General features: G+C 63.5%; 9 protein-coding genes. 5 read left to right on the top strand and 4 right to left on the bottom strand.

The annotated features are described in order from the left end of the window. Window positions 1-233: 233 nt before the first annotated feature. The 3 genes from B0919_RS16365 to B0919_RS16355 all read left to right on the top strand — a co-directional run bounded on the left by B0919_RS16365 (window position 234) and on the right by B0919_RS16355 (window position 5,053). Window positions 234-1,568, top strand: a complete 1,335-nt coding sequence (locus tag B0919_RS16365; RefSeq protein ID WP_139362184.1) for a M20/M25/M40 family metallo-hydrolase — start codon at window positions 234-236, stop codon at window positions 1,566-1,568. Window positions 1,569-1,841: 273 nt separating this feature from the next. Next, window positions 1,842-4,838: a kelch repeat-containing protein gene (locus B0919_RS16360; RefSeq protein ID WP_078013354.1), complete on the top strand. Its 2,997-nt coding sequence runs from the start codon at window positions 1,842-1,844 to the stop codon at window positions 4,836-4,838. A gap of 2 nt (window positions 4,839-4,840) precedes the next feature. Next, window positions 4,841-5,053, top strand: a complete 213-nt coding sequence (locus B0919_RS16355) for a PID-CTERM protein-sorting domain-containing protein (RefSeq protein WP_078013353.1) — start codon at window positions 4,841-4,843, stop codon at window positions 5,051-5,053. A gap of 106 nt (window positions 5,054-5,159) precedes the next feature. On the opposite strand, the gene B0919_RS16350 is transcribed toward B0919_RS16355, so the two are convergent. After that, window positions 5,160-7,721: a DUF4132 domain-containing protein gene (locus B0919_RS16350; RefSeq protein WP_176133087.1), complete on the bottom strand. Its 2,562-nt coding sequence runs from the start codon at window positions 7,719-7,721 to the stop codon at window positions 5,160-5,162. 89 nt (window positions 7,722-7,810) lie between these two features. Beyond that, window positions 7,811-8,206: a hypothetical protein gene (locus B0919_RS16345; RefSeq protein ID WP_078013351.1), complete on the bottom strand. Its 396-nt coding sequence runs from the start codon at window positions 8,204-8,206 to the stop codon at window positions 7,811-7,813. A 274-nt stretch (window positions 8,207-8,480) separates the two neighbouring features. Between B0919_RS16345 and B0919_RS16340 the strand changes: the two genes are divergently transcribed. Beyond that, a complete protein-coding gene (locus B0919_RS16340; RefSeq protein ID WP_078013350.1) occupies window positions 8,481-9,728 on the top strand; it encodes an efflux RND transporter periplasmic adaptor subunit in 1,248 nt (415 codons plus the stop codon). A gap of 88 nt (window positions 9,729-9,816) precedes the next feature. Continuing rightward, complete coding sequence (locus B0919_RS16335) at window positions 9,817-11,352, top strand: TolC family protein (RefSeq protein ID WP_176133086.1); 1,536 nt, start codon at window positions 9,817-9,819, stop codon at window positions 11,350-11,352. Between the two features lie 136 nt (window positions 11,353-11,488). Here the strand turns inward: B0919_RS16335 and B0919_RS16330 are convergent, their stop codons facing one another. Further along, the gene (locus B0919_RS16330; protein WP_078013348.1) at window positions 11,489-12,031 is read right to left on the bottom strand and encodes a hypothetical protein; all 543 of its coding nucleotides are present in this window, start codon (window positions 12,029-12,031) and stop codon (window positions 11,489-11,491) included. After that, window positions 12,024-12,779, bottom strand: coding sequence for a hypothetical protein (locus tag B0919_RS16325; protein WP_078013347.1), 756 nt, complete (start codon window positions 12,777-12,779; stop codon window positions 12,024-12,026). The genes B0919_RS16330 and B0919_RS16325 overlap by 8 nt, the downstream gene beginning before the upstream one ends. Window positions 12,780-13,041: the final 262 nt, after the last annotated feature.

Here is a 13,041-nt window from a genome sequence, read left to right as displayed (position 1 = left end):
CGGCAGCTGGTTCGCGAATTAAGGCTCTTGCAGCAGCCCCTTTGCATGTTCTACATGCCTGTAGAGAATAAGCCGTAGAGCCCAAATGGGTTTTGCGCCGTGCCCGGTTTGCTGCTTTAGCCGCCTCAGCCATGCGTTGGGTACTGCTTCTGACGCAGCTGGGGTACTGCGTGGCGCAAAAACTGTAGCTCCACGTGCGCAACGCTCCGCAGCAGTTCCGCTACTTTGCGCACATGAAACGACTTCTCCTGGGCTTGGCCCTGGCCAGTGCCGTGCAGGTGGCCACGGCACAGCAGAAAGCGGCGAAACCCGCCAAAACGAAAATTTCCGCCAAGACGATTGAGCGCGTCGAGAAGACGCTGGCCGACGACAAGCTGCGCGGCCGGGCCCTGAACACCGGCGCCCCCGAGGCGGCGCAGTTTCTGGCCGGCGAGTTCAAGCGCATCGGGCTGCAGCCGCTGACCGGGCTCACCTCGTTCGAGCAGACGTTCCCCGCCTACGAAATCAAGACCACCGCCCTGCAGGCCACTGTAGGCGGGGCCGCCGTGCCGCGCGAAAACGTGGTGCTGCTCTCCGGGCAGGAGCAGGTAAGCTGGGCTAGCGGGCAGGCCGGCGCACCGCGCGTGGTAGTAGTCGGCCCGCAGGCCGATTTTCGCCGGGAAGTAGGGCCGCTGATGCGCGCCAAGGAAAACGTGCTGGTGCTCATCGACCCGGCGCACGCGGCCGTGTTTAAGCGCCTGGCCGCGCAGCTGCAGCACAGCGCCTTCCGCGCCGAAAGACCGGAGCCGACCAGCGCCGCCTTCGTGCTCACGGCCGCCACGCCCACCGACGCCACGCCGTACCAGCTCACCGGCAGCACCAGCATCAAGCAGCTGGAGATTCGCAACGTGGTGGGCGTGCTGCCCGGCCGCGACGCGGCCAAAGCCGCCGAGCAGGTGGTTTTCTCCGCGCACTACGACCACATCGGCATCCTGCCCGCCGTGGCCGGCGACTCCATTGCCAACGGCGCCGACGACGACGCCTCGGGCACCACGGCGGTGGTAGCCCTGGCCGAGCACTTCAAGAAAACCAAGCAGAACGCCCGCACGCTGGTGTTTGTGGCTTTCACGGCCGAAGAAATCGGCGGCTTCGGCTCCCAGTATTTCTCCAAACAGCTCGACCCGGCCAAGGTAATGGCCATGTTCAACATCGAGATGATCGGCAAGGTCTCGAAGTTCGGCCCCGGCTCGGCCTTCATCACGGGTTTCGACAAGTCCGACTTCGGGCCCATTCTGCAGCGCAACCTGCAGGGCAGCTCGTTTAAGTTCGAGCCCGATCCGTACCCCGAGCAGCAGCTCTTTTACCGCTCCGACAACGCCACGCTGGCCCGGCTGGGCGTGCCCGCCCACAGCATCAGCACCGACCAGATTCCCACCGATAAGCTCTACCACAGCGTGGACGACGAGGTGGAAAGCCTGGACCTGAAGAACATGACGGCGGTTATCGAGGCTATTGCCATCAGTGCCCGCGGCATCGTGAGCGGTACCGACACGCCTACCCGCATTCAGGACGCGGGCCAACGCAAGTAAACCCGACCGAAGCCCCCGAATTGGGCTCCGCAGCGCCCGATCAGCCCCGCCGTAACAGCCGGTAGGGCTGATCGGGCGCTTTTGTGTCATGACTAGTAAGACGATGCACGAACACGGCCTAAAAACTGTTCGGGTTGGCTGGATAATATCCAATTAAGTGTGATTATTTAAATAGAATCGTGGTAATATTGTGTCGGGGTATGAAATATTCACTAAAAGAGTCACTTCATCGTCCCACGCAAACAGGTTATTATTTCTTACATCCAACTTCGCATGAAGCAGATTTTACCCTTTCTAGCGCTGGCTACGCTGGTTGAGGCCGTTGCCGTGCCCGCGCTGGCCCAGCAGCCCACCACCCGCCAACTCATTCCGGGGCAGCTGGCCCCGGGTGCCGTTATCCGCTCCATGGCCCGCTCCGTGGCTCCCGTGCTGCCGCAGTCGCGCACGCTGGCCGCCTGGAATCAGCTGACCGGCCTGAGCCAGAGCCGAAGCCAGCACGCGGCCGTGGCCCTGAACGGCAAGATCTACGCCTGGGGCGGCTACGTAGGCGACTTCAACGGCAGCACGAGCGAGTTTTCCAGCATGGAAATCTACAACGTGGCCACCAACACCTGGAGCACCGGCGCCAACTACCCCTATGCCTCCCGGGGCTTTGCGGGGGTGGTGGGGCCCGGTGGGCTGATTTACAGCCTGGGCGACGGCACGGCCAGCAGCTCGGCTTACCGCTACGACCCGGCCACCAACGTCTGGACCGCTATTGCCAGCCTGCCCGTGGGCGTGTGGGAATCCGCCGCCGTAACGGCCAACGGCAAGATTTACCTGTTCGGCGGCTGGGCGGGCGGCAACGGGGCTTCGACCCAAACGCAGATTTACACGCCCTCCACCAACTCCTGGACCACGGGCGCCCCCATGCCCATCGGGCGGCACGGCCACGTGGCCATTGCCGATGCGGCGGGGCTGATTCACATCATCGGCGGAACCAACAGCACCGACGGCGGCAACACGGCCCTGACCTCGCACCTGGTCTATAACGCCATGACCAATACCTGGACCACGGCGGCGGCGCTGCCGGTAGGCATCAACCAAGCCGGCGGGGCCCTCGGGGCCGACGGCAGGCTGTACGTGGTAGGGGGTAAGGAGAGCTACTACAACGGCGCCACGCCGATGTTTGCTACGGTGTACGTGTACACGCCCAGCACCAACTCCTGGAGCGCCGGCACCAGCCTGCCCCTGCCGCTGAGCGAGACGCGCACCGTAGCCATCGGCAACGACTTGTACACGGTAGCCGGTACCTCCGGGCCGGCGTCTTCGACGGTGGGCACGCAACGCAACGTGCTGTACCGCACCACCGTGACCAACAGCTACGCCTGGACGGGCGCTACCTCCACCGCTTGGGCCGTGGCCTCGAATTGGTCGGGCGGGGTAGTGCCCACGGCGGGCGACGACGTGACCATTCCCGGCGGCCTCGCGCGCTACCCGGTGGTGAGCACCACCACGGCCGCGGCGCGCAACGTGACAGTGAACCCCGGCGCCACGCTGACGGTGGGCGACGGCGCTACCCTGGCCATAGCCGGCGACTTCGACAACGATGGCACCTTCGCCGCCAATGGCAACGCAACCGTGACGCTGACCGGCACTGCCGCGCAGAGCGTCGGCGGGAGCAGCCCCACGCAGTTCCGCAACCTGACGGTGGGCGCCTCCGGGGCCACGCTGACGGGCCGCACCGAGATTCAGCGCCTGCTGACGCTGACGGGCACGCTGAACACCAACGGGCAGCGCTTCCTCATCCTGTCGAACTACATCGGAACGGGCATGGTGGTGAACAACGGCGGCACCGTGTCCGGCAACGCTACCGTGCAGCGCTACATCGCTCCGGCCGGCAATGCGGGCTTCGGCTACCGCCACTGGACGCCGGCCGTGAACGGGGCTACGCTGGCTACGCTGGCCGTTTTCCCGAGCCTGCCCGCCGCCGATAGTGCCGGCCCTATCCGGATCAACGCCGCCTACAACTCGGCTGCCAACCCGGGCCTGGTAACGCCGTTCCCGACCATCTTCGGCTACAGCGAAAACCGCGTTTCGGCCGCCAGCACCAGCCTGGCCAGCTTCGATCAGGGCTGGCAGTCCCCGACTGCTACCAATCAGGTAATAGCGCCCACGACTGGCTACACCATCAACGAGCCGGCCGGCAACTTCTTTGAGGTGACCGGGTCGTCGCTGAATACGGGCAACATCACCCGATCTGGCCTGACGCGTGGCGCAGCATCCGAAGCGGGCTGGCACCTGATTGGCAATCCATACCCCGCGCCCGTGGACTGGAACCTGGTGGGGCGCACCAACGTGGACGCGGCGGCTTACGTGTACCACTCCAACGACCGTTACTCCGGCGGCTACACGGCCTACGTCAACGGGGTGGGCACCAACAACCTCCTGCCGATGGGCCAGGCCTTCTTCGTGCGGGTATCGTCGGCTGGCGCTTCGGGTAGCGTGAGCTTCACCAACGCCGCCCGCCTCACCACTTACGCCGAGCCGACCTACAGCCGCCCTGCCACCACCGAAACGCGTCCGCTGCTGCAACTGACGCTGCAGCGCCAGGGTGCAGCCGGTGCCAATAGCCAGGATGCCCTCTACGTGTACCAGCAGGCCGGCGCTACGCCCGCTTTCGATGCGCCCTACGACGCGCTAAAAGTGCAGCTCAACGGCGGCCAGCAGCCCACGCTCTACCAGCAGGCCGGGCCTGATGCCCTGGCCATTCAGGGCGTGCCGACCGGCAACCAGCCGCTCGTTATGCCGCTGGGGCTGAACGCCCCGGTAGCGGGTACCTACCTGTTTACGCCCGAGCAGCTGATCAACTTCCCGGCCGCTGACCAGATTATGCTGGAAGACCGGCAAACCGGCACCTGGCACGACCTGCGTCAGGGCGCCTACGCGGCGCAGCTGCCGCAGGGCCTGAGCACCACGCGCTTCGTGCTGCACTTCAACGCTGCCCGGCCGCTGGCCAACACCAAGAACACCTGGGCCGGCGAGCTGCAAGTGTACCCCAACCCCACGGCCGGCGCTCCGCTGAATGTGGCTGCAGCGGGCCTGCGCGGTAAGACTGCCCAGGTACGCCTGCTTAGCGCCGTTGGGCAGGTAGTGCGCGCCAGCAGCGCACCGCTGACCAGCAGCGAAATGCGCCTGACCCTGCCTACCGCTGGCCTGGCCGCCGGGTTGTACACCCTGCAGCTGAGCACCGAAGCCGGCACCATCACCCGCAAAATCACCGTGCAATAATTATGAATCGTCGCTTTCTACTCTGCTTCGGCATCACCTGCGGCCTGACTGCGCTGATGCACACTGCTTCGGCCCAGGGCCCCGGCTCGGGTGGCCCCGTACCCGGCCCGGTTACTCCTCCCGATCCTACGGCCGTGCCCATCGACGGCGGGGCTTCGCTGCTGCTGGCTGGCGGGGCCGCCTACGCCCTCAAGCGCCTGCGCAAGCGCCGCTAGTCGTATCTGGCTTACACGGAACCGCCCGCTCGGCCTAGGCTGAGCGGGCGGTTTGCATTCGGCAGGGGCCAGCGCTGCGGCCCGTGCAGCAAGTAGCCGGAGTCCGTTAGTTCCGGATCTGGCGGGTGATGGTTTCGTCGGTGATTTTGTCGTCGTCGGCCAGCAGCAGGGCTTTGCTCAGGATGATGCTCAGGATGGCGTCGCCTTCAAAGGGGAGGAACACGTCGCCGGTGCCGGCCTGCTTGCCCGAGCGGTCGGGCACGATGCAGAGGTACTGGTCGTTGGGCTCCATCAGGATGTTGCCCGAGCCGAGGTGAATCTTGTAGGTGCGCAGCTTGCCTTTGACCACCAGGAAACGGTCCTGGATTTCGCTGACCTTGGCAATGCGCAGGCGCGGCACCAGGCGCTGTAGGGCCAGCTTGCGGTTTTTGGCCACCTCCGACAGTTCCCCGAAGCTGTAGCTCTCCCAGTAGTTACGGTACTGCACCAGCCCGCCGCCGTCGCGCCAGAGCGGGTCGTTGCCCACCGAGGCCACGCCGACGAACAGGTCCACGTCGCGCATGACTTCGGAGAAAACCAGCGGCGGAATGTCGGTCAGGGGCAGCGTTTCCTCGCCAGCCAAGTGAGTAAAGCGCAGCTGGTCGGTGCTCACGTAGTGCCAGATGCCGGTGTCGTTGAAGGCGTTGTCGGCGTTGACTTCGCTTACCCAGAACTCGGCCCGCAAATCGTGCGCCGGCAGGGCCAGCTGGGCCGCGTCCGACTCGTAGCCTTTGTCGTAAGCACCCATCAGCGCGTAGCGCCAGCCGCGCAGCCGGGCCAGCGAGTTGAACTGGTGCTGCTTGAGAATATGCGCGGCCATGCGGTTGGAGTAGGTGCGGGTGCGCTCCTCGGGCGGCGTGAGCAGGTAGACCTCGCGGAAGGCCTGCTTGAGCGGCTGGCGCAGCTCGCGGCGCTCCAGCAAGGCCCGCCAGGCCAGCACCTCATCGGTAGGGGAGAGGACGGGGTGCCAGAGCTGCACCTGCGTCTCGTCGGTGGGGGCGGGCACGGGCTGCTCCTGGGCGTCGCGCCAGGCTTCGTCGAGCCAGAGGGCGTCGTGGTGGGTACCGTCGGGATGGGAGAAGCGCCAGATCAGGCGCTGGGTGAGCAGGCTGAGCAGGCCGTGCTCCAGGTAGTACTGCCGGAACCAGGCATAGGGCAGGCGGCGGCCCTCCACAAAGCTGCGGTCGAGCCGGTCGCGCTGAGTGGTGAAGGTTTGCTGGGCCTGGGTCTGGGCGGTTTTCAGCTCCTTCAGCTCGGCGGCGTGAGTGGATTTCAGCGCCGCCGGGGCGCTTTTGAGCACCTTGCCACCCTTCTGCCAGCTCACTTCAGCCTTGCCGTCGGTGAGCTGCAGCACCACGTGGTAGTCGCCGTAATCGAAGTCGGCGCGGCCCTGGCTGAGGCCGCAGGTGGGCACGGCCATGTCCTCGATTTCAGCCGGCGTCACGCCCAGCTCGGCCGAGGCCTTCTCGATGTAGCGGCCGATCAGCTCTTGGGTATTGGTCTGGCGCACCTTGGCCCGCAGGCGCGACAGGTGCGCCACCCCCGGCAGCCCGCCCTGCGCCAGCGCCGACAGGCAGGCGTTGCCCAGGCTCGCGGCCAGCGGGCCGCGCCCCGGCACCTTGCGGTAGCACTTTAGCGCGAGGTCGGCCAGCAGTTGCTGCTGGGTTGCGTCGGCGGTGGGGCCCAGGGTCCAGACTAGGCCCTTAGCTACGTGCAGGCTGGGCTCATGCAGGAAGTGCCACTCAACGCCGAAAGTGTGCTGCCGCTCCTCCACGGGCAGGGTGGTGAGCAGCTCCAGCCACTGCCCGGTCCGGACCTGCACGGCTTCGGGCCCGATGGCGGCTATCAGCGCATCGACTTCCTTGCGAAACTTGACCGTGGGCTGCGCGCCGCTGGGCTTCTGCCAGAGCTGCAGCAGCTGCAGCCAGGGGCGGGTGGTGACATCGGCCGGGGGCAGGCTGGCCACGAATTCGTTGAGGTGGCGGCCGAAGGCGTCCCCGTCGACGAACTGCACGGCGGGCAGCGCGGCCTCGTCGTGGGTGCCCAGCAGTTCCTGCAGCTTCAGCCGGATCTTGACCTCCGTGCTCACCCCGTAGCCGCTGGCGTTGCGCCCGGTAGCGGCCAGCAGCTGGTGCAGGCAGCGCGTCAGTGCGGCGTCGGGGCCGTGCTTTTTCTGGTATTTCTCCACCTGCCCCAGCGTCAGCAGCACGGGCGCCATAATCAGGGCATGACCTACCTCAGCGGCCTTGTCGGTGGCGGGGAAGTGGATGCCGTACAGCTCCAGCAGCCGCAGCAATTGGGGCGCGCTTAGCTCCAGAGTGGAGCGCAGCAGCTGTTGCAGCAGGGCCTCAAACAGGTTGCGGATGCTGTAGTCGACCGCGCCGTGATTGTCGCGGCAAAACCGGATGGCCTCCGCCGCGGCCAGTACCAGGCGGCCCTTGTAGGCGGCGTCCTGCGCGCGGATGCCCTGGTAGGTGGGTATTTCCAGCAGCTTCAGGGAGTAGTAGCTCATCTGGCGCTCCTCGATGTCGAGCAGCAGCTGCCGGAGCACGGGCTGCATTTCCTGGGCTTCGGCGCTGCTGCCGTTCAGGGCTTGTTCAAACGAGCGGGCTTTTTCAGTAACGGACATGGGGGAAGGATTGGGAGAAACATCAGCAAACAGCCGGGCCGCCGCGTCCTGCGCGCGTTGCCACAGCTCCGACCAGGCGCTCATCCGGCTCAGCCGCCAACCAGCGGAGTCAGTTTCACGAAGCTGGCCGTGGCGCCGGGACCGAGCCAGATCTGCTCGTCGAGGCTTTCTACCTGCCGGTCGTTCACCAGGATGAAGTAGCCGTTCTGCTGAAAGGCCTCCAGCGCCCGGTAAAGCTGCTTTTCCGCGTCGATGTGGTGCTGCTTTTTCAGGCGGTAGCCGTTGAGTACCCGCTCCGAGTCGGTGGGCTGCACGAGGCCACTGAACACGTCGTCGTTGCGCTGGTTATGCGCCGCTACTTCCTGGCGCACACGCTGTTCGATCAGCTCGCGCACGGTGATGGTTTCGTGGGTTAGCTCCAAGGCTAGGCGGTGCAGCACGGCGCCGGTGGCCGTTTCGTCCTGGATCAGCAGCGTTGTTTTCATGTTGCGTTTGCTAAATAATTTAGCTTTTTGCTAATGTACGGCTTTGCTCGTGGCTGGATGCATATGGCCGCAGGTAAATTTTATGCTTCCCGTTGGGTTGACCAAGCTTGTACGACAAAGCCCGGGCATAACCGAACACAGTGTCCACATCCGGACAATATTTTAGGGGCTAAGTGACGATAAGTTGAATATAAGTGTCTGACAAAATGGTGGTTATGATTTTGGCATTGGGCTTGGCTGCTTGTTCCCCAAACGACCCCCAATCCGAACGAAAATGGACAGAGCTATATCGCCCGCTATTCAGGCCAAACGCCGCCGCCAGCGCTGGTTGCTGGCCACTGCCGTGCTGCTGCTGGTGGCCGGCGGGCTATGGGCCTTCCGCAGTGTACTGCGGCCTAGCATCAAGCAGGACGAACTCCTAACCGCCGTGGTGGAAACTGGCGACGTGGAAGCCTCGCTGACCGCTGCCGGCGTGGTTATTCCAGCCCACGAAGCCGTCGTTACCAGCCCCATCCAGTCCACGGTGCGGCGCGTGCTGCTCACGGCCGGCGACAAGGTGCAGCCGGGCCAGCCCATTCTGGAGTTGGATAAGGAGCTGACCAGCACGGCCCTGGCCAAGCTGCAGGACGAGCAGCTGCAAAACCGTAACAAGAGCACCCTGCTGCAACTCTCCCTGGAGCGCAGCCTCAACGACCTGGAAGCCCAGCAGCAGGTGCAGCAGGAGAAAGTGCGCAGCCTGCAATCGGCCCTGCGCGACGAGCAGCACCTGCTCGGCATCGGCTCGGGCACCCAGGAAGGCGTGCGCCAGGCCGAGCTGAACCTGAAGATTGCCGAGCTGGAGCTGCAGAAAGTGCGCCGCCAGATGCAAAACCAGCGGCAGTCCAACCAAGCCGACGAGCGGGGGCTGGGCTACACCGTGCAGATGCAGGACCGCAGCATCCGTGAGCTGGCCGGCAAGCTGCGCCAGGCCACCGTCAGCGCCGATCAGGCCGGCGTGCTTACCTGGGTCAATGAGGACATTGGCTCGACCGTGACGCAGGGCCAGGTGCTGGCCCGGGTCGCCGATTTGAGCTCCTTCCGGGTGCGCGCCACCATCGCCGATGCCTACGCCGACTCCCTGCACCTGGGCGATGCGGTGATAGTGCGCCTGAGCGGTACCGATCTGCGCGGCACCATCAGCTCCATCAGCCCGGCCGTGGACAAGGGCGTGGTGACTTTCTACGTCCGCCTGGAGCAGAACAACCACCCCGCCCTGCGCGCCAACCTGCGCACCGACGTGTACGTGGTGACGCGCGCCCACCGCGGCACGCTGCGGGTGAAAAACGGCCCCTACTACCAAGGTGGCCGCGAGCAGGAGGTGTTTGTGCTGCACGATGACCAGGCCGTGCGCCGCACCGTGCGCTTCGGCGACTCCAACTTCGACTACGTGCAGGTGCTGAGCGGCTTGCGCCCCGGCGACGAACTGATCATCAGCGACATGAAGGACTACCAGCAAGTGCCCCTGCTCACCATCAAGCGCTAATTCCCTCCCCGTTCCTTCCCTCTGCGCCTGCGCTACCTGCTTTCCGATGCACGCTTCCGTCTACCGCTCCGCCCTGCCTTTCCGAGTTATGAAAACCCTGTCGTTTTACCTCGATGTGCTACGGCTCTGGCTGCTGATGCTGGCCATTGTAGCGCTGCTGGTGTTTCTCTTCGCGCCGAAGGTGCTGGTGGCGCAAAGCCTGCCCGCGCCGGGCAAAACCGCCCCGGCGGCCCTGACGCTGCCGCAGGTGATTGACCTGACCTTGGTGCAGTCATCGGTGGCCAAGCAGGCGGTGACCAACCGCGAAACCAGCTACTGGCAGTATCGGTCCTATCGGGCCGACTACAAGCCGCAGCTGGCCCTGAACGGCGTGCTGCCCGACTACTCGCGCACCATCCTGGCCGTGCAACAGCCCGACGGCACCACCAGCTTCCGCTACGTGCGCATCAATACCTCGTACGTGGCCACCACGCTCAGCCAGGGCATCGGGCTGACGGGCGGCAGAATCTCGGTGGGCAGCACCCTGCAGCGCTTCGACAACTTCGAAGGCGGCGGACAGCGCCTCTACAACAGCAACCCCGTGGCCATCGGGCTGACGCAGCCCATCGGCGGCTTCAACCAGCTGAGCTGGAACCGGCGCATCGAGCCGCTGCGCTACCGCGAGTCGCAGCGCCAGTACGTGGAGGAGCGCGAAACCATTGCGCGCCGCGTCACGGAGCTGTACTTCGACGTGCTGCTGCAGCAGGTAAACGCCGACGTGGCCCGCCAGAACCTGCGCGCCAGCGAGGACTTGCTGCGCATGGGCCGCGAACGGCACCGCCTCGGCCGCCTCTCCGAAAACGACCTGCTGCTACTGGAGCTGAACCTGCTCAACGCCCGGCAGGCCGAAGTGCAGGCAGGTGTGGATGCCCAGAACGCCGCCGTGCAGCTCAGCGGCTACACCGGCCTCGCCCTCGACCCCGCCGCCGCCCTCAACGTGCCGCCCGCCACGCCGCAGCTGAGCGTGGCCCCCGAGGCTGCGCTGGCGCAGGCCCGGCAGTTCCGCCGCGAGGGGCTGATGTTTCAGCGCCGCCTGCTGGAAGCCGACCGCAACGTGGCCCAGGCCAAAGGCACCACCGGCTTTCAGGCCAACCTCACGGCGTCCTTTGGCATGGCCAGCAGCGCCGATCAGCTGGCCGATTCCTACGTGAGCCCCAAGGACCAGCAGCAGGTGCGCCTGGGCTTCTCGCTGCCCATCGTGGATTGGGGCAAAACGCGCGCTACCGTCAAGACCGCCGAGCTGGCCCGCCAGCAGGTCAAGCAGAACGTGGAGCAGGAGCAGCTGACCTTCGAGCAGTCGGTGCGCAGCCAGGCTGCCCAGCTCGGCGCCCTCAGCCAGCAGCTGCTGCTCACCCGCCGCGCCGATTCGCTGGCCCAGCGCCGCTACGACATTGCGCGCTCTACCTACCAGTTCGGCCGCCTCACCCTCACCGACCTCAACATCGCCCAGAGCGAGAAGGACCGCGCCAAGCGCGCCTACATTGCCGCCCTGCGCGCCTGCTGGGTGGCTTATTACCAGTTGCGCACCCTCACGCTCTACGACTTTGAGCGGCAGGAACCTCTGCTGACGGCCGCGGCGGAGTAGGGGCAGGGGGTAGGTTATTTTTTGGCAGGCAAAATATCCTACGCTCGTTGTAGGATATTTTCTATTACCATGTAAGGGATAAGCCCCGACTGCTTGCTGTCGGGGCTTATCCCTTACATGGTGCTGGTGCCAAAAATCAAAGGTGTCGAATAGCTTGATCAAGCACCTGACTCACAAAGCCTAAAGCTTCGTTCATGCTAGGTTGATATCGGGTTGGATGAGCACACTGATTGCGTTGAGCCAGTAGACCCTGAAACTGTCGCATTTCAGGCTTTGAAATCAGGCTTACCTTGCGCATAGCTTCTATTAATTGAAACTCGTTGTAGGTCTCTTTTAACTCCTCAAAACTAGTAAATTGCCAATTGGGGTAAGCCATGCGCAACGCAGCTTCGTGTTGGCTATACAGCTTCTCGCAGATGGTATAAAAGAAGCCTGCCCACGACAGCACAATAGCCGCCCGGCGAGCATCATGCTCCAAACACGTTATAGCTTCCCGAAAATAATCCTGCACGTCCGATGGCAGCGGTGATGCGGTCAGTTTCCGCATCACATCCTCCAACACGATTACACGCGACTTAACAGCGCCTTCGTGAACGGCCAAAACTCGGTGTGCTTCTTCTTGAGCTGCTGCAGCTTTTTGTTGCCACTGAGCTACCAAGTCAAGCCATTGGCTACTCATTGCCCGACAATAGATGCTTTTTCAACGCCTTGAAAAGGTTCTCATACACCGTTGGATCAGTCGAGGCTGGCAACTCTAACTGAATATTAATAGCAATAGCAAAGGGTCCGGCCGTGGTGGCGGCAGTCGTAAGAGGCACCGACGTGGTAGGTTGGGCAGCGTTACTTGGTTGGGGCGCTGGCTCGGCTGGCGGCGCCTGGCCGTTGCTTGAGACGGGTTCGGCTTGCGGGGGCGTTCCTGCTTGAAGGCGAAGAGTGCCGTTGTCATCGGTAAGTAAGCCCGCTTCCAGGAGGATTCGAACAACGGCATGTGCACCGGTTACTTTCTTTGTATTGGTCCTGGGTATGTCTGCCACATATAAGATATGTGCGACTAGTTCAGCTTCCGTATTGCCCTTCTTCATCCGTGCGGGTGAAAGCAAGTCAGTCAAAAACGGAACGGCCTGCACCATTTCAGCGAGGCAATTGCGCACGTCGTCGGCCTGTTCGTGCTCTAATGCTCGCCCTAAACGTTTGCCCAAATCGGTAGCGCTTTTGGCATTGCCCCCAGCTATTAATCCCGATGTGGTTAAAAAAGCATTGTTTCTGCTGATGGTGTCTTCAGTTAAGCCACTTAAACGGGCGACATCCGCCAAGCTCACGTTGTCGCCTCTGCGGGCGTACGACTGGATAATGCGGCTTAGTTCATCATAAGGGGATGATGGTAAAGCGAAAGTTTCTTTGCTGGCTTTCGTGTCCTGCTTTGCCATTAGTTCCAGATAAAGAGGGTTGGTGAAGTAGTGAGTTAAAAAGAAGTGGGATGCTCAAACACTAACCCATTCAGGGAAATAGCTAACGTGTCGTCTAAATTTTTGGACAATTTTCGATGCTAAAAGTGTTGGCCTGATCAATATTTAGCTTCTAAAGGACTTTCGAAAGCTAAGAGGGCTTTTGAGGGGCGGCTTCTAGAGACGAGCTAAGTCCAGCAACGCAGCTGCCGTAACTACCTTTCTGCTTCTCTTTTACTCCTGC

This window comes from Hymenobacter sp. CRA2 (genome assembly GCF_002007105.1).
Lineage (GTDB): Bacteria > Bacteroidota > Bacteroidia > Cytophagales > Hymenobacteraceae > Solirubrum.
Note: the sequence above shows the minus strand (reverse complement) of the source record. Positions and strands in the feature narration are given on the sequence as shown.

What these genes read in the sequence shown, in the direction of transcription:
- B0919_RS16365 (WP_139362184.1), top strand. Translation starts at nt 234, where the DNA reads ATGAAACGACTTCTCCTGGGCTTGGCCCTGGCCAGTGCCGTGCAGGTG.
- B0919_RS16360 (WP_078013354.1), top strand. Translation starts at nt 1,842, where the DNA reads ATGAAGCAGATTTTACCCTTTCTAGCGCTGGCTACGCTGGTTGAGGCC.
- B0919_RS16355 (WP_078013353.1), top strand. Translation starts at nt 4,841, where the DNA reads ATGAATCGTCGCTTTCTACTCTGCTTCGGCATCACCTGCGGCCTGACT.
- B0919_RS16350 (WP_176133087.1), bottom strand. Translation starts at nt 7,721, where the DNA reads ATGTCCGTTACTGAAAAAGCCCGCTCGTTTGAACAAGCCCTGAACGGC.
- B0919_RS16345 (WP_078013351.1), bottom strand. Translation starts at nt 8,206, where the DNA reads ATGAAAACAACGCTGCTGATCCAGGACGAAACGGCCACCGGCGCCGTG.
- B0919_RS16340 (WP_078013350.1), top strand. Translation starts at nt 8,481, where the DNA reads ATGGACAGAGCTATATCGCCCGCTATTCAGGCCAAACGCCGCCGCCAG.
- B0919_RS16335 (WP_176133086.1), top strand. Translation starts at nt 9,817, where the DNA reads ATGAAAACCCTGTCGTTTTACCTCGATGTGCTACGGCTCTGGCTGCTG.
- B0919_RS16330 (WP_078013348.1), bottom strand. Translation starts at nt 12,031, where the DNA reads ATGAGTAGCCAATGGCTTGACTTGGTAGCTCAGTGGCAACAAAAAGCT.
- B0919_RS16325 (WP_078013347.1), bottom strand. Translation starts at nt 12,779, where the DNA reads ATGGCAAAGCAGGACACGAAAGCCAGCAAAGAAACTTTCGCTTTACCA.